13 protein-coding genes are annotated in these 15,460 nt (G+C 64.9%); 10 read left to right on the top strand and 3 right to left on the bottom strand.

Going from position 1 to position 15,460, the window contains the following annotated elements:
- Positions 1-196: 196 nt before the first annotated feature.
- The 5 genes from HDG39_RS24175 to msrQ all read left to right on the top strand — a co-directional run bounded on the left by HDG39_RS24175 (position 197) and on the right by msrQ (position 6,309).
- Complete coding sequence (locus HDG39_RS24175; protein WP_184009285.1) at positions 197-850, top strand: c-type cytochrome; 654 nt, start codon at positions 197-199, stop codon at positions 848-850.
- A gap of 118 nt (positions 851-968) precedes the next feature.
- Positions 969-3,179 (top strand): cytochrome c biogenesis protein ResB, encoded by a 2,211-nt coding sequence (locus HDG39_RS24170; RefSeq protein ID WP_184009259.1) that lies wholly within the window; start codon positions 969-971, stop codon positions 3,177-3,179.
- Positions 3,180-3,183: 4 nt separating this feature from the next.
- Positions 3,184-4,395 carry a c-type cytochrome biogenesis protein CcsB gene (gene ccsB, locus HDG39_RS24165; RefSeq protein WP_184009257.1) on the top strand — a complete coding sequence of 404 codons (1,212 nt, stop codon included), beginning with the start codon at positions 3,184-3,186 and terminating at the stop codon, positions 4,393-4,395.
- A 206-nt stretch (positions 4,396-4,601) separates the two neighbouring features.
- Complete coding sequence (gene msrP, locus HDG39_RS24160; protein ID WP_184009255.1) at positions 4,602-5,597, top strand: protein-methionine-sulfoxide reductase catalytic subunit MsrP; 996 nt, start codon at positions 4,602-4,604, stop codon at positions 5,595-5,597.
- A 10-nt stretch (positions 5,598-5,607) separates the two neighbouring features.
- On the top strand, positions 5,608-6,309 hold the full coding sequence (gene msrQ / locus HDG39_RS24155) for a protein-methionine-sulfoxide reductase heme-binding subunit MsrQ (RefSeq protein ID WP_184009252.1): 702 nt from the start codon (positions 5,608-5,610) through the stop codon (positions 6,307-6,309).
- Positions 6,310-6,420: 111 nt separating this feature from the next.
- On the opposite strand, the gene lysA is transcribed toward msrQ, so the two are convergent.
- Together lysA and lptM are read right to left on the bottom strand one after the other, a co-directional pair.
- On the bottom strand, positions 6,421-7,683 hold the full coding sequence (gene lysA / locus HDG39_RS24150; protein WP_184009250.1) for a diaminopimelate decarboxylase: 1,263 nt from the start codon (positions 7,681-7,683) through the stop codon (positions 6,421-6,423).
- A 9-nt stretch (positions 7,684-7,692) separates the two neighbouring features.
- A complete protein-coding gene (gene lptM, locus HDG39_RS24145; RefSeq protein ID WP_026225730.1) occupies positions 7,693-8,037 on the bottom strand; it encodes an LPS translocon maturation chaperone LptM in 345 nt (114 codons plus the stop codon).
- A gap of 35 nt (positions 8,038-8,072) precedes the next feature.
- Between lptM and cyaY the strand changes: the two genes are divergently transcribed.
- A complete protein-coding gene (cyaY, locus tag HDG39_RS24140) occupies positions 8,073-8,393 on the top strand; it encodes an iron donor protein CyaY (protein WP_184009248.1) in 321 nt (106 codons plus the stop codon).
- A gap of 79 nt (positions 8,394-8,472) precedes the next feature.
- Here cyaY and HDG39_RS24135 read toward each other — a convergent pair whose 3' ends face one another.
- Positions 8,473-10,869: a penicillin-binding protein 1A gene (locus HDG39_RS24135; RefSeq protein WP_184009245.1), complete on the bottom strand. Its 2,397-nt coding sequence runs from the start codon at positions 10,867-10,869 to the stop codon at positions 8,473-8,475.
- A gap of 270 nt (positions 10,870-11,139) precedes the next feature.
- On the opposite strand from HDG39_RS24135, the gene pilM reads away from it, so the two are divergent.
- From pilM to HDG39_RS24115, 4 genes are read left to right on the top strand one after another with little or no spacing between them, the layout of a single operon-like run.
- Entirely contained in the window at positions 11,140-12,129 is a 990-nt protein-coding gene (pilM, locus tag HDG39_RS24130; protein ID WP_184009243.1) for a pilus assembly protein PilM, read from the top strand.
- Positions 12,126-12,812 (top strand): fimbrial assembly protein, encoded by a 687-nt coding sequence (locus tag HDG39_RS24125; protein WP_184009241.1) that lies wholly within the window; start codon positions 12,126-12,128, stop codon positions 12,810-12,812. The genes pilM and HDG39_RS24125 overlap by 4 nt, the downstream gene beginning before the upstream one ends.
- Complete coding sequence (locus HDG39_RS24120) at positions 12,809-13,741, top strand: hypothetical protein (protein WP_184009239.1); 933 nt, start codon at positions 12,809-12,811, stop codon at positions 13,739-13,741. Before HDG39_RS24125 ends, HDG39_RS24120 begins: the two co-directional genes overlap by 4 nt.
- Complete coding sequence (locus tag HDG39_RS24115; protein WP_184009237.1) at positions 13,738-15,456, top strand: type IV pilus secretin PilQ; 1,719 nt, start codon at positions 13,738-13,740, stop codon at positions 15,454-15,456. The genes HDG39_RS24120 and HDG39_RS24115 overlap by 4 nt, the downstream gene beginning before the upstream one ends.
- Positions 15,457-15,460 lie beyond the last annotated feature (4 nt).

Genomic DNA, 15,460 nt, shown 5'->3' with positions numbered 1-15,460 from the left:
GCGGAGCTCGCAGCGGGAACGGGGTCAAGCCCGACTGGCGTCTAAGCGATTAGCGAGTTATTGTACAATACGATGGTTTACTGAATACCTTAGGAGGCCGCCCCACGTGCCTTGGCGGCTCCTGGCGGTCACTCGGTCGCCGTCGTCGTACTTTGCAGAACCTCTAAAATCCCACAAGACGAGACAGGGTGTGCGAATGAATCGACTGAGCAAGACTCTGATGGTGCTTCATGTAACGGCAGGTCTTTCAGGTTTGGCAATTCAGGCACGAGCAGCAGATCCGGCAAAGCCGGACATCAATCGGGGGCAGGCAATCGCGGTACAGGTATGCGCGTCATGTCACGGCGCAGACGGCAACAGTGCCGGCGGCGCATACCCGAAACTGGCGGGCCAGCATCCTGAGTATCTCGTCAAGCAGCTCAGAGATTTCAAGGCGCAGCCGGGCGCCAAACAGGCCGCGCGCAACAATGCGATCATGGCGGGCATGGCCGCCGCGCTTTCCGATCAGGACATGATCAACGTCGCGGCTTACTTCTCGACGCAGACGCCCAAGCCTGGCTATGCACACAACAAGAACACCGTCGCGGTGGGGCAGCAGATCTATCGCGGTGGGATTGCCGACCGCGGCGTGCCGGCCTGTGCGGCCTGTCACGGGCCCACGGGGCAGGGTATTCCGATCCAGTATCCACGCCTGTCGGGGCAGTGGGCCGAGTACTCGGTGACGCAATTGACCGCGTTCACGCAAGGTCCGGGCGCTCGTAATAACAACGACGCGATGCATGCGATAGCATCGCGTCTGTCGGACAACGAAATCAAAGCGGTCGCCGACTACATCGCGGGCCTGCATTAAGCGCTTCGTCCGCGCGAATCCAACCGGCCCGGCGAGGCCGGTGAAAAACAAGAAAAGGGTGAGGGTGTCGTCGCTATGACAGCCCTTCACCCTTTTTTGCTGTTCAGTCGGAGTTTGAATGAGCGTCACCACGTCGGGTCTGCAGTTGAAGTCGGGCAATCGCGTCATGCGCAGCGCCATCGAGCTCCTGAGCTCGATGCGTTTTGCCATTGCGCTGCTGGTGATTCTGTCGATCGCCAGCATCATCGGTACCGTCCTCACGCAGGACGATCCGTATCCCAACTACGTCAACCAGTTCGGTCCGTTCTGGGCGGACATTTTCCGCGCGCTGAGCCTCTACACAGTGTACAGCTCGTGGTGGTTCATGCTGATTCTCGGCTTCCTGATGGTGTCCGTGTCGCTGTGCGTGATCCGCAATGGGCCGAAGATGGTCGCCGACGCGAGGAGCTGGAAGGACAAGGTTCGCGAAGGCAGCCTGCGCGCGTTCCATCACAAGGGCGAGTTCGCGGTGCACGGCGCGCGCGCGCAGTCGGCGGCGGTGCTCGCAAGGTTGTCGGCGAAGCTCGGCTACAAGTTCGTCACGCGCGAGTCGGACGGCGCGACGTTGATCGCCGCGAAGCGTGGCGCGCTGACGAAGTTCGGCTACATCTCCGCGCACCTCGCGATCGTCGTGATCTGCCTCGGCGGCCTGCTCGACAGCAATCTGCCGATCAAGCTCCAAATGTGGCTGTTCGACAAGTCGCCGATCAACTCGAACACGGTCATCAACGAGATTTCGCCTGAGCATCGGCTGTCGCAATCGAACCCGACGTTCCGCGGCTACGCGTGGGTACCCGAAGGGCAGCACGTGTCGACCGCGATCCTGAATCAGCCCAATGGTTCGCTGATCCAGGACCTGCCGTTTTCGATCGAGCTCAACAAGTTCATCGTCGATTACTACTCGACCGGCATGCCGAAGCTGTTCGCGAGCGACATCGTCGTGATCGATCACAAGACCGGCGCGCGCGTGCCGGCGCGCGTCGAGGTCAACAAGCCGTTCGAATACGACGGCGTGTCAATTTATCAATCGAGCTTCCAGGACGGCGGCTCGCAGATGCAGATGACTGCCTTCCCGATGTCCGGCCCGAGTGCAAAGCCCGCGCCGTTTGGCGGCACGATCGGCGGCAGCGCGCCGTTGAGCTCGGCCACGCCGCTGGCCGATGGCCAGACCGTCGAATTCACCGACTTCCGCGCGATCAACGTCGAAAACATCTCGAACGGTAACGGGCAGAACGATGCGCGCGGGGTTGCCGCGCAGCACTCGCTGAAGGAAGCGTTCGACGAGCGCCTCGGCTCCGGCGCGAAAACGTCGAAGCCGCTCGATCTGCACAACGTCGGCCCGTCGGTGCAGTACAAGATTCGCGGCAAGGATGGCCAGGCGCGCGAATACAACAACTACATGCTGCCCGTCGACGTGAACGGCGAGAAAATGTTCCTCGCCGGCATGCGCTTGAATCCCGACGACCCGTTCCGCTATCTGCGAATTCCCGCCGACAGCGGCGGCACGCTCAAGGAATGGATGAATCTGCGCGCCACGCTGGAAGACCCCAACCAACGGGCCATCGCCGCTCATCAATTCGCGCAGCGTTCGGTGCCGGGTTCAAATGCGGAGTTGCAGCAACATCTGGAGGAAAGCGCCTTGCGGGTGCTGACCCTTTTTGCGGGCGCCGACAGCAGCATGAAGATGCCGAATGGCGAAACGCTCGGCGGCTTCCAGGCGGTCGCTGAGTTTATCGACCGCTCGGTACCGAAGGGCGAGCAGGAAAAGGCCGCGGGCCTGCTGCTTCGCATGCTCGAAGGCGTGACGTGGGACTTGTGGCAACAGTCGCGCCAGCGGCTCGGCGAGCCCGCCGCGCCCGCCGATGCGGACACGAGCCGCTTCATCCAGAGTTCGCTTAATGCGATTTCCGACAGCTTTCTGTATGGATCGCCGGTCTATTTGCAGCTTGACTCATTCAAGCAGGTGCAAGCTTCGGTATTTCAGTTGACGCGCGCGCCGGGCAAAAAAGTCGTGTATCTTGGCAGCCTGCTTCTCGTATTGGGCATCTTCTCGATGTTCTACGTTCGCGAACGGCGTCTGTGGTTCTGGCTCAAGGATACGGATCACGGCACGAGCGTCGTAATGGCGATGTCGAGCGCGCGTAAGACGCTAGACTTCGAGAAAGAGTTCGTCCAGACGCGCGCCGCCGTGAGCGCCGCACTGGGCGCGAAACTCATCGAAGCAGCCGATGCCAGCCCGACTGCTCAGGCCGCCGCTCCGTCTGCAAGCTCACAGGATTCGACCCGGTAAGATCATGGACTTGACTCAGGTTTCCTCCTCCTCTTCTTCTGCTTCACGCGCCGAGACGGCGTTTGCGAGCAGCACGCCCGAACTCCCGAATTTCGACGAACGGCCGTTCCTGAAACGCCTGGGTATCGCCGACTGGCTGTTCGCGCTCGCGCTCGTCGGGGGCACCGGGTTCGCGCTGTCGCGCTATTACCCGTTCATGAACTACTACGACAAACTGGTGCTGATGTGCTCGGTGCCGGTTTTCGTCGTGCTCGGCTGGCGCTGGAAGCCGGTGCGTCCGCTGATGTTGGGAATCGCCGCCCTGTCGCTGCTGGCGATCCAGATCTACGACGGCGATCTGAGCCGCGCCGACAACGCTTTCTTCCTCAAGTATTTCCTGTCGAGTCAGTCCGCGATCCTGTGGATGAGCGCGCTCTTCGTATTCGCGACCGTGTTCTACTGGATCGCGCTGCTGTCGCGCTCGCCGACCGGCGCCGCGATCGGCTCGAAGATGACGTGGGCGGCGGTGCTGATGGGCTTCGTCGGCATGATGGTGCGCTGGTACGAGTCGTATCTGATCGGCGCGGACGTCGGCCATATTCCGATTTCGAACCTCTATGAAGTGTTCGTGCTGTTCAGCCTGATCACCGCGCTGTTCTATCTGTACTACGAGCAGCACTACAACACGCGCGCGCTTGGCGCGTTCGTGTTGCTCGTGATCAGCGCAGCCGTCGGCTTCCTGATGTGGTACTCGGTCGCGCGCGACGCGCAGCAAATCCAGCCGCTCGTGCCGGCGCTGCAAAGCTGGTGGATGAAGATTCACGTGCCGGCGAACTTCATCGGCTATGGCAGCTTCGCGCTGTCGGCGATGGTCGGCGTCGCATATCTGGCGAAGGAACGCGGCGTGCTCGCGGATCGTCTGCCGGCGCTCGACGTGCTCGACGACGCGATGTACAAGTCGATCGCGGTCGGCTTCGCGTTCTTCACGATAGCGACGATTCTCGGCGCGCTGTGGGCCGCCCAAGCCTGGGGCGGCTACTGGAGCTGGGACCCGAAGGAGACGTGGGCGCTGATCGTGTGGCTGAACTACGCGGCCTGGCTGCACATGCGTATGATGAAGGGCCTGCGCGGCGCGCTCGCCGCGTGGTGGGCGCTGACCGGGCTGCTGGTCACGAGCTTCGCGTTCCTCGGCGTGAACATGTTCCTGTCGGGCTTGCATAGCTACGGCAAGCTGTAAGATCCGCCGCGCTGAACCGACTAAGAACCGCCGCGTGCTTTCGCACCGGCGGTTTTTTTATGGCCGATGGAATATTCGTTGCTCCCCGGTGTTCGCCAGTCGAGCACCTGAGCAACTACCCGTGGATGACAGACGCCCCCAAAGGGGCGATCATCAATAAGGCTCCGCAACGCGCGCGACGCGGCGGGCCGGCAAGGAGCAGCACGATGTGGATCAAGCGAAGCGACAGAATTCAACTGACCGGCGATGACATCGCGCGCAGCGAAATCGCGCCGCGGCACGTGTTCGAGAACCGGCGACGCATCCTCCAGGCGGCGGGCGCGATGGCGCTCGGCGGCCTGATCGGCGTGAGCGGCGAGGCGCTCGCGACCTACTCGTCGCCCGATCCGAAGGCGCAGAAGCTCGCGGCGAAAACCAACACCAGGTTCGTCGCGCTCGACAAGATCACGCCGTACAAGGACATCACAACCTACAACAATTTCTACGAGTTCGGCACCGATAAATCCGACCCCTCGCAGCACGCGGGCACGTTGCGGCCGCATCCGTGGAAGGTGAGCGTCGAGGGCGAGATCAAGAATCCGAAGGTGTACGACATCGACGATCTGCTGAAGCTCGCGCCGCTCGAGGAGCGTGTGTACCGGCATCGCTGCGTCGAAGGCTGGTCGATCGTGGTGCCGTGGATCGGCGTCTCGCTGTCGGAGCTGATCAAACGCGTCGAGCCGACCGGCAATGCAAAGTACGTGCAGTTCTTCACGCTCGCCGATCCGTCGCAGATGCCAGGGCTGTCGGCACCCATACTCGATTGGCCGTACTCCGAAGGCCTGCGGATGGACGAGGCGATGCATCCGCTGACGCTACTGACGATGGGCCTCTACGGCCAGGTGCTGCCGAATCAGAACGGCGCGCCGGTGCGCGTCGTGGTGCCGTGGAAGTACGGCTTCAAGAGCGCGAAGTCGCTCGTGAAAATCCGCTTCGTCGAGAAGCAGCCGCCGACGAGCTGGAACACGTACGCGTCGAACGAATATGGGTTTTATTCGAACGTGAATCCGAATGTCGATCATCCGCGCTGGAGTCAAGCCACTGAACGGCGCATCGGCGAAGACGGCTTTTTCACGCCGAAACGCAAGACACTGATGTTCAACGGTTACGGCGATCAGGTCGCGTCGCTCTATCAGGGCATGGACCTGAAGAAGAACTTCTAGGGCGAGCACGATGGTTTCCGATACGCAAACTGTCACCCGCACCGAGCCTGCGACGCGGCGGACGTCGTCGGCGTCGGCGGCGAAGCCGCGTTCCACCGGCGGCGCGCGCTGGGTCGTGCCCACGAAAGTCGCAGTCTTCATCGCGGCGCTCTATCCTCTCGCGCGCCTGATGCTGTTCGGCCTGACCGACCGGCTCGGCGCGAATCCGATTGAATTCATCACACGCTCGACCGGCCTGTGGACGCTCGTGTTCCTGTGCATCACGCTTGCGGTGACGCCGCTACGCCGTCTGACCGGCGTCGCCGCGTTCGTGCGTTTCCGCCGCATGCTCGGGCTCTACACGTTCTTCTACGCGACGCTGCATTTCACCACGTACCTGTGGTTCGACAAGTGGTTCGATGTTGCGGAGATTCTGAAGGACATCGGCAAGCGGCCGTTCATCACGGTGGGCTTCACCGCGTTCGTGCTGCTGATCGCGCTTGCGGTCACGTCGCCGCGCGCGATGGTGCGCAAGCTCGGACGTCGCTGGCAGACGCTGCATCGCGCGATCTACGTGATCGGCGCGCTCGCGATTTTGCACTTCTGGTGGATGAAGGCGGGCAAGCACGACCTGTTGCTGCCGAAGATCTACGGCGCGGTGATGATCGCGTTGCTGGGATGGCGGCTGGTGGTGTGGATACGTGAGCGGCGGATGGGAACGCGCCGACGATGATGGCGAGTTTATTGGCGTCACGCCGTTTCAAATAAAAATGGCGATGTCACGGTGGCATCGCCATTTTCGTTGCTGCGCTCGACCTTCGCGCTCTGCCGCAGGTACCGACGTTTACGCCGGCAGTATCGCTTCATCCGCAAACAGCTGCTTGACCTCTTCGCGCGCGCGAACCACATGCGCCTGTGTACCATCCACCATCACCTCGGCGGCGCGCGCACGGGTGTTGTAGTTCGAGCTCATCACGAAGCCGTACGCGCCGGCCGAGCGGATCGCGAGCAGATCGCCGGGTTCGACCGCGAGCAGCCGTTCGCGGCCAAGCCAGTCGCCGCTTTCGCAGACGGGGCCGACCACGTCATAGACGTGCGCGGGGACGTCGCGCTTCACGACCGGCTCGATGGCGTGATACGCGTCGTACATCGCGGGGCGCGCGAGATCGGTCATCGCCGCGTCGACGATCGCGAAGTTCTTGTCCTCGCCCGGCTTCAGAAACTCAAGACGTGTGAGCAGCACGCCCGCATTGCCGACCAGCGAGCGGCCCGGCTCGAAATAGACTTCGCGGTGACCGTGGCCGCGCGCTTCGATGCGATCGAGCAACGTGCGCACGAACTCACCGATTTCCGGCGGCGTTTCGTCGTCGTAGGTGATGCCGAGACCGCCGCCGACGTCGATATGGCGAATCGTCACGCCGTCCTGCTCGATCTGCTCGACGAGTTCCAGCACTTTGTCGATCGCGTCGAGATAGGGCGCGACTTCGGTGATCTGCGAGCCAATATGGCAGTCGATGCCGATCACCTCGAGATTCGACATCGCCGCGGCCGCCTGGTAGGTGGCACGCGCATCTTCGAACGCGACGCCGAACTTGTTGGTCTTGAGTCCGGTGGAAATGTACGGATGCGTTTTCGCATCGACATCGGGATTCACGCGCAGCGACACCGGCGCTTTCTTGCCCATCTCGCCCGCCACCGCGTTGAGGCGGTCGAGTTCGGGAATGGATTCGACGTTGAAGCATTTGACGCCCGCCGCGAGCGCGTCGCGCATTTCGCTTGCCTGCTTGCCGACGCCCGAAAACACGGTGTTTTCCGCTTTGCCGCCGGCCGCGAGCACGCGCGCGAGCTCGCCGCCCGACACGATGTCGAAGCCCGCGCCGAGGCGCGCGAAAACGTTCAGCACCGCGAGATTGCTGTTGGCCTTGACGGCCACGTGCACGCTCGCGCGACGCCCCCCGCAGGCGCCCGCATAGGCGTTCCACGCAGCGGTGAGCGCGGCGCGCGAATAGACGTAGAGCGGCGTGCCGAACTGCTCGGCGAGGGAAACGGCGGACACGCCTTCGGCGTGCAATACGCCGTCGACGTAGTCAAATGCGGATCGAGTCATGCGAAAGTCTTATTGAACGGAAGGGACGGCAGAGGCGGGCAGCGGGACTGCGGGAGCCGATGCCGCCGAAGCAGGCGGCACCGTGAGCTGGTCTTCGGGGGCGAGCGTGAGCGGCTTGCCCGAGGTGTCCGGGATCGATCCCATGTCGGCCGCGCTGCCGCTAGCCGGTTGCGTTTGATCGGTCGACGGTGTTTGCGTGCGGTGAGCCGGCGGGGCAGGCATCGGCGGTACGGTCGGCAGATAGAGCGAGCCGCGTTGGCCGCAGCCGGTGAGCGCACAACCTGCGAGAATGGCTAAAACCGCTACAATCGCGCGGCCGGGCGCTGCCGCGCGCATCCGAGTTACGACTCGCATGACTGTCCCTGAATGAATAATCGATGGAGTTTAGCATGTCCGATAGTGATTACCTGTCCCGTGCGGAAGCCGTGCTGGCCGCCATCGAGAGCGCGCTCGACGACACCGACGCCGACATCGAACTCGAGCGCAGCGGCAACGTTTTGACGCTCGAATTCGAGAACCGCACGAAGATCATCGTCAACCTTCAGCCGCCGATGAGCGAGATCTGGATCGCGGCGAAGGCCGGCGGTTTCCACTTCCGTTTCGTCGACGGTGAATGGCGCGACACGCGCAGCGGCGCGGAGTTTTTCGCGGCGCTGTCGCAGTATGCGACGCAGCAGGCTGGCGAGCCGGTGCATTTCGCCGCGCAATAAGCGCGAAGCGCGCTCAAAACAGAACCGCCGCGTATCGAACGCGGCGGTTTTTCTTTTCTAGCGGGACATCGACGCAGCCTCAGTGCCCGCGGAACAGATTCATGATGTCCTGCTTTTCCTGTTCGCCGACCTGTTCCGGCGCGGCGGCTGCCGCGCTCGCCTCCGCATCGAGCGTCGCCTGACTGACGCCGACCGTCGCGATGAAACCGTGGCCCGGCGTGAACTCGTCGAAATAAAGCTCCGAGCCGATTTCGCTGACGTCGTCGGGGCGTGCCATCTTGTACTCGGGCACCCCCTTCAGCGCGCGTCCCATGTACTCGATCCACACCGGCAGCGCCAGGCCGCCGCCGGTTTCCTTGTCGCCGAGGCTGCGCGGGTTGTCGTAGCCGATCCACGCGATCGCGGTGAGCGTGTGCTGATAGCCGGCGAACCACGCGTCGCGGGAATCGTTGGTCGTGCCGGTCTTGCCGGCGAGATCGGTGCGCTTGAGCACGTTGCTCTTCGCCCCGGTGCCGTGCTGCGCGACGCTTTGCAGCAGGCTGTTCATCACGTAGGCGTTGCGCGGTTGGATCGCGAACGGCGCGCTTTGCCCGGCCACGAGCGGCTGCGCGTGCGCGACGACGATGCCGCGCTGATCGGTGACCTCCGCGATCAGATACGGATTGATCCGGTAGCCGCCGTTGGCGAACACCGAAAACGCGCCCGCCATCTGCAGCGGCGTCACGAGGCCCGCGCCGAGCGCCATCGGCAGATAGGCGGGATGGCGGTCCGCGTCGAAGCCAAAGCGCGTGATGTATTGCTGCGCGTACTTCGGGCCGATCTGGTTCAGGATGCGGATCGACACGAGGTTCTTCGATTTCTGCAGCGCGGTGCGCATCGTCATCGGACCGTCGAAGCCGCCGCCGTAGTTTTTCGGCTCCCACGCCTGGCCGCCGGTTTCGGCGGCGCTGAAGAAAAGCGGCGCGTCGTTGATGATCGTGGCGGGCCCGAGGCCCTTTTCGAGCGACGCCGAATAGATGAACGGCTTGAAGCTGGAGCCCGGCTGACGCCACGCCTGCGTCACGTGATTGAACTTGTTCTTGTTGAAGTCGAAGCCGCCGACCAGCGAGCGGATCGCACCGTCCTGCGGCACCACCGAGATGAACGCGCCTTCCACCTGGGGCAATTGCGTGATCGACCAGTCGCCCTCATCGTTCTTCACGAGCCGCACGATCGCGCCGGGCCGGATGCGCTGAGTCGGTTGCGCGCGCGGACCGAGCGCGAACTGCGCATAGCGCAGGCCGTCGCCCTGAATGGTCGCGACATTGCCGTCGATGAACGCCGCCTGCACCTGCTTCGGACTCGCCGCCGTGACGACGGCCGCAATGATTTCGCCATTGTCGGGATGTTCGAGCAGCGCGTCGTCGATGGCCTGCTCGCGCTCGTCGGCGTCGGCCGGCAGATCGATGAACGCCTCCGGGCCGCGATAGCCGTGACGGCGCTCGTAGTCCATCAAGCCTTTGCGCACCGCGTGGTAGGCGACGTCCTGATCGGCCGAGTCGATCGTGGTCACGACGTTCAGGCCGCGCGTGTAGGCTTCCTCCCGATACTGCGCGTACATCATCTGCCGCACCATTTCCGCGACGTATTCCGCGTGCACGCTGTACTCCTTGCCCATGCCCTTCACTACGAGCCGCTGCCGGCTCGCCTCGTCGTACTGTTCCTGAGTGATGTAGTGCAATTCATACATGCGCTGCAGGATGTACTCCTGGCGCACCTTCGCACGCTTCGGATTGACGACCGGGTTATACGCGGACGGCGCCTTCGGCAGACCGGCGAGCATCGCCGATTCGGCGAGCGTCAGGTCCTTCAGATCCTTGCCGAAGTACACGCGCGCAGCACTCGCGAAACCGTACGCGCGTTGACCTAGATAGATCTGATTCATGTACACCTCGAGAATCTGATCCTTGCTCAGCTTCGACTCGATCTTGTACGCGAGCAGCATCTCGTAGATCTTGCGCGTGTACGTCTTCTCGCTGGACAGAAAGAAGTTGCGCGCGACCTGCATCGTGATCGTGCTCGCGCCTTGCGTCGCATGACCGTTGGTCAGCGCGACGAAGCCGGCTCGCGCGATGCCGGTGAGGTCGACGCCACCGTGCTCATAGAAGCGCGCGTCCTCGATCGCGAGGATCGCTTTCTTCAGGCTGTCGGGCACGTCCTGGATGTGCACGATGTCGCGCCGCTCCTCGCCGAATTCGCCGATCAGCACGTGGTCGGCCGTATAGATTCGCAGCGGCACTTTGGGCTGATAGTCGGTCAATGCATCGAGTGACGGCAGGTTTGGCGTCGCGACCACGAGCGCATAGCCGAGCACCAGCGCCACGCATACGATGCCCGCCACGATCAAGCCGACAAAGCCGAGAATCAGCTTCAGCCATAACGGACGTTTGCGCTTTTTCGGCGCGGGCGGTGGGGACGTAGGAGACGTGGCTTGCATAGGAGTACCGGAAAAACAGTCCCGCGATTATAGCCGCCAGGGTTTTTCTGCTTTCGACAAGCTTACGGATAACGTGCAATCGGCACACGCCAGGCGGCGCGGGAATGACTTCGCTGTAGTCCCAACTGTAGTCGCTTTGATGTCGCTCGGGGCGGCTTCGCATCCGCGTTAGCCATTCGGCTGAATGTCGTTAGGACGTGCGTCTGCCGACAATGATCCCTCGTTACTCGCGTTCGAATGGTTCGTCGCGTGAGTCAAAGGGAGGGCGGTATGGCCTATAAAAATTCGTGGCTTCAGGCGGTGCGGGAGGGCCGGCAGCGTTTCGCCGCAGGCATCGATGTCGGTTCGCAAAACGTGCGTCTCGTCGTGGTGAGTCAACGTGCCCGGGGCGCGCTGCATCTCGAATATATGAGCACGGTGCCGCTCGCGGCCGGCGCCATGGCGGGCGCCGAGATCGTCGATCGGCAGGCCGTCGCGCGGGCGTTGCGCGATGCGTTCGCCGGTTTGCCGCGCGTGTGCGCGACGCACGCGCTGCGCTGCGCGATGGCCGTGCCTTCGTCGGCCACGCTGACGACGACAGTGCCGCTCACGCGGCTCGCCGCTCAGAGCGACTGCGAGGCGGAGGACGGCGGCGTTGCGCTCGCTGGACTCGCGCCCGCCGTGATGGGAGAGGCGGAGCGCATCGCCGGCCTCGAGCGTCATGCGCTCGCGGTCGACTGGTACGTCGACGAGACGCCGTCGCCGGTGCGCTCGGTGAAGATCGCCGCGACCGCGCGTCAGCATCTCGAAGCGCGGATCGAATGCGCCGCGACCGCGGGGATTTCGCTGTCCGCGATCGATGGCGAACCGCACGCGGCATTGCGCGCGCTGCGCCACGCGGCCAGTCGCGAGCTCGACCCGAACGAGCCATACGCGGCGGTATGGGTCGGCACGGACGGCGTGTACGGCTGGAGCGTCGTCGATGGCGCGAGCGTCGGCGAGATGCGCTACCCGGCGCCCGAGCATGCCGATCTCGCGGACGCGTTGCGCGATCTCATGCGCGGGCCGGAGTTCGACTGCGCGCTGATCGGCGGCGAAATCGATCTGCTTGACGGCGTCGGCTTTTCACTCGCCGATATTGGCGACGTGCTCGGCTGCTCGGCGCTGCCGTTCGAATGCGCGCTGCTCGGCAGCCACGCGCGGCCGCTCGACGACGCCTTGCTGCACGAGCCGGCTGGCGCGGTCGCGTTTGGGCTCGCGTTGCGCGGGGTGCTGGAATGAGGGCCGTTCTGTCGTTTTCGTCTGGTGTCGCCGCAAATGCCGATCAGCGCGCCGCTGTACCGTGGCTGGGCGGCTTCAATCTGCTGCCGTATCGCCAACGCAACGCGCGACTCTCGCGGCGCCGCTGTATGCGCGACTGGGCTGTGGCTGCTTGTGTCGGGGCCGCAGGTGTGTTGCTCGTCGCCGGTTGGCAGAGCTTCGCCGCAGCGCGGCTCGATGCGCGGCGCGCGGCGGCCGGGCAGGCGCTGACTCCGCTCGCCGCGCCGCTCGCGGAGCACGCGAAGCTGTCGCGGGCCCAACAGGATCAGCGCGAAGCCGCGGCGCGCGCCGCGAGTCTCGCGAGGCCGCTCGCACATCTGCGCGATCTGCTCGACGCGCTGAGCTTCGAACCCGGCGATCGCGTCGTGTTGCGGCAGTTGCGTCAGCGCGAGTTCGAGACTGAATTGCTGGCGACTTCGAGTGGCCATATCGCGTCGGCTGAGTGGCTCAAGCGGCTCGGCGCGATCCACGGCGTGCAGGGCGCGGAGATGCGCGATCTGCATCGGCCGACGGGGAAGGGCGGCGCGTCGACGGAACAGACGATAAGCGGACCCGTGGAGTTCGATGCGCGGCTGCGCTGGGGTGATCCGCCGCACAAAGCGACACGCGCCCTGAAGGCCGCACAAACGGGAGGTGCGCGATGAACACGACCTTTTTCGACTCGGGTGGTGCGGCGCATGGGTCCGCGGGTTTTTCGCGCTGGGTCAAGCGAGCGCGCGTGCCGCTCGAGGCGTGGAGCCGGCGCCGTCGCTGGCTCGTCGCGGCGACGCTTGCCGCGCTCGTGTTCGGTATCGGCGCGTACGGCTGGAACGCGGCTGATCTCGCCGGACTGGAAGCAAGCCGCGCGGCGCTCGCGGTCAGCACGCAGCGTCTCTCGGACGCGCGGCACACGCTAGCACAGCTGCCGTCGCTGCGCCGTGCAGCCGCGGCGATGCCGGCCACGGCGCCGAGCGCCGTGTCGTGGAACTCCGCCGACGACGTGCGCATCGTCTCCGAGCTGGCCACGCAAAGCGGCGTCGCGCTGCTTGCGGTGGAACCGGGCGCGGCGAGCGGCGAGGGCGTCGAGCGGATGCGCGTGCTGCAGCTCACCGCGCGCACCGACTTCGTTCACCTGATGGCGTTTTTCCACGGGCTCGCACAACTGCCGGTGCTGATCGTTCCCGTCGACGTGACCGTCAAGCAGGACGGCAAAGGGCTCGCGGTGGCCGCGACGCTGCAGGTGTACGCCGCGCTGCGACCGGTGCCCGACACCCCGGCTGCGAGCGCCGACGCGAGCCCTGACGCCGACGAGGCTGCCGACGATGACGACGAAGGCGTCGTGTTCTTCGATCCGTTTGCGAAGTCGCAGATCTCCGCGAGCGGCGAGCTGGGCGATGCCTCTGACTTGCGCCTTGTCGGTTTGCTGCGCGATCGTACCCGCGGGCTCGCGCTGCTCGACGCGCCAGACGGCACGACGACGGTCGCGGCCGGGCAACGACTGGGCGTCGAGCGGGTCACACAGCTCGACGCGCTTGGCATTACGCTCGCGAACGGCGGCGCGACGCGCACGCTGACGCTGACGGAGCCGTCATGATGCGCCCGCTCAAGCGATGGAGCGTGGCGACGCTGGGTGTCGGACGCGAGGTCCGCGTCGTCTCCGGACGGTGTTTCGGGCTCTACGTCGCCGCGACGCTGGGTGCCGGCGTCGCGCAGGCAGCGACGCCACTGCTGCTGCCGCCGTTGCCGACTTACGCGGCGCTCGACGACCCGGCCGTATCGGCCAGCACCGCCTACGAGACGGCGCCGCTGCCGAGCGGCGGCATCGGCCAGGCGGCGAATCCGTTCGGCGACGTTTCCACGCCAGGCGCGGCCCAGGAGCCGGACACCCTCCAGCCGGCCCCGCGTTCCGCGATAGCACCCGACGCTTCCCCGGACGACGTCGCCAACGGCCCGATGCCGCCGCCTTCGCCAAACCAGCCCGCCACCCCGGCTCGCGACGACAGTGCCGGCACGCCCAGTCTCGAAGGCCCGCCGGTCCCGCTGCCGCCGCGGCCGCGCCTCGCCGACGCTGCGGCCGGTGCGGACTCGGGCCTTCCCGCCGGCAACAAGCCGATCTCGCTGAACTTTCAGCGTGCGCAACTTGGCGCAGTCCTGAAAGCGTTCGCCGAGTTCACCGGCCTGAACATCGTCGCCAGCGACAAAGTGCGCGGCGCCGTGTCGATACGTCTCGACAAGGTGCCGTGGCGCACCGCGTTCGACACCTTGCTCGACGTCAACAATCTGGCGATGGAGCGCCACGGCAACGTAATCTGGGTCGCGCCTGCCGCCGAGCTCGCCGCGCGCGAACGGCAACGCTTCGAAGCCCACGCGCGCGCCGCGGACCTCGAGCCGCTCGCGAGCCGCACCTTCGAGCTGCACTACGCGCACGCCGAGGACGTGCGTCGCCTGCTGACCGGTTCCGGCACCCAGCGCGTGCTGTCCAAACGTGGCGCCGTCACCGCTGATCCGCGCACCAACCTGCTGTTCGTCACCGATCTCGCGGGGCGGCTCGAGCAGATCGCGGCGCTGATCGCTTCCGTCGACCGGCCGACTCGCCAGGTGCTGATCGAGGCTCAGATCGTCGAAGGCGACCAGGGTTTTTCGCGCAATCTCGGGGTGCGGCTGTCGCTCGCCGGCACCAGCGCGGACGGTACGTCGAGGGGGCTGACGGGTGGCACGGACGGCTCCGTGTACGATCTGTCGGCCCGACCGATCTCCGGATTCGATGCCGCGACCGCTGGCCTCACGCTGTTCGCGGCTCACGCAACCCGGCTGCTGAATATCGAGCTCTCGGCGCTCGAGTCCGAAGGGCATGGGAAAATCGTGTCGAGCCCACGGGTCGTTACCGCGGACCGGATGAAGGCGATCGTCGAGCAGGGCACCGAGCTACCGTATCAGGCGAAGGTCGGCCAGGGCGTATCGGGCGTGCAGTTTCGCCGCGCGACGCTCAAACTGGAGGTCGAGCCGCAGATCATGCCGGATGGCCGCGTGGTGCTCGATCTCGACGTCGCGAAGGACAGCGTCGGCGAGCAGACCGACGCCGGGCCCGCGATCAACACCAAGCACGTGCAAACGCGCGTCGAGGTCGAGGATGGCGGTACGGTGTCGATCGGCGGAATTTACGAGACCGACGACCGTGACGACGTCGAGCGGGTGCCCCTCCTCGGCAAAATACCGGTTCTGGGCGCATTGTTCCGCCATCGGACTCATCGCGACACGCGTAGCGAACTGGCGGTTTTCATCACGCCGCGCGTGGTGCGGGAAAATTAGGGCA

Source organism: Paraburkholderia lebeckiae (assembly GCF_014201005.1).
GTDB classification, from domain to species: Bacteria; Pseudomonadota; Gammaproteobacteria; order Burkholderiales; family Burkholderiaceae; genus Paraburkholderia; species Paraburkholderia tuberum.
This window is presented reverse-complemented; position numbering and strand designations above follow the sequence as displayed.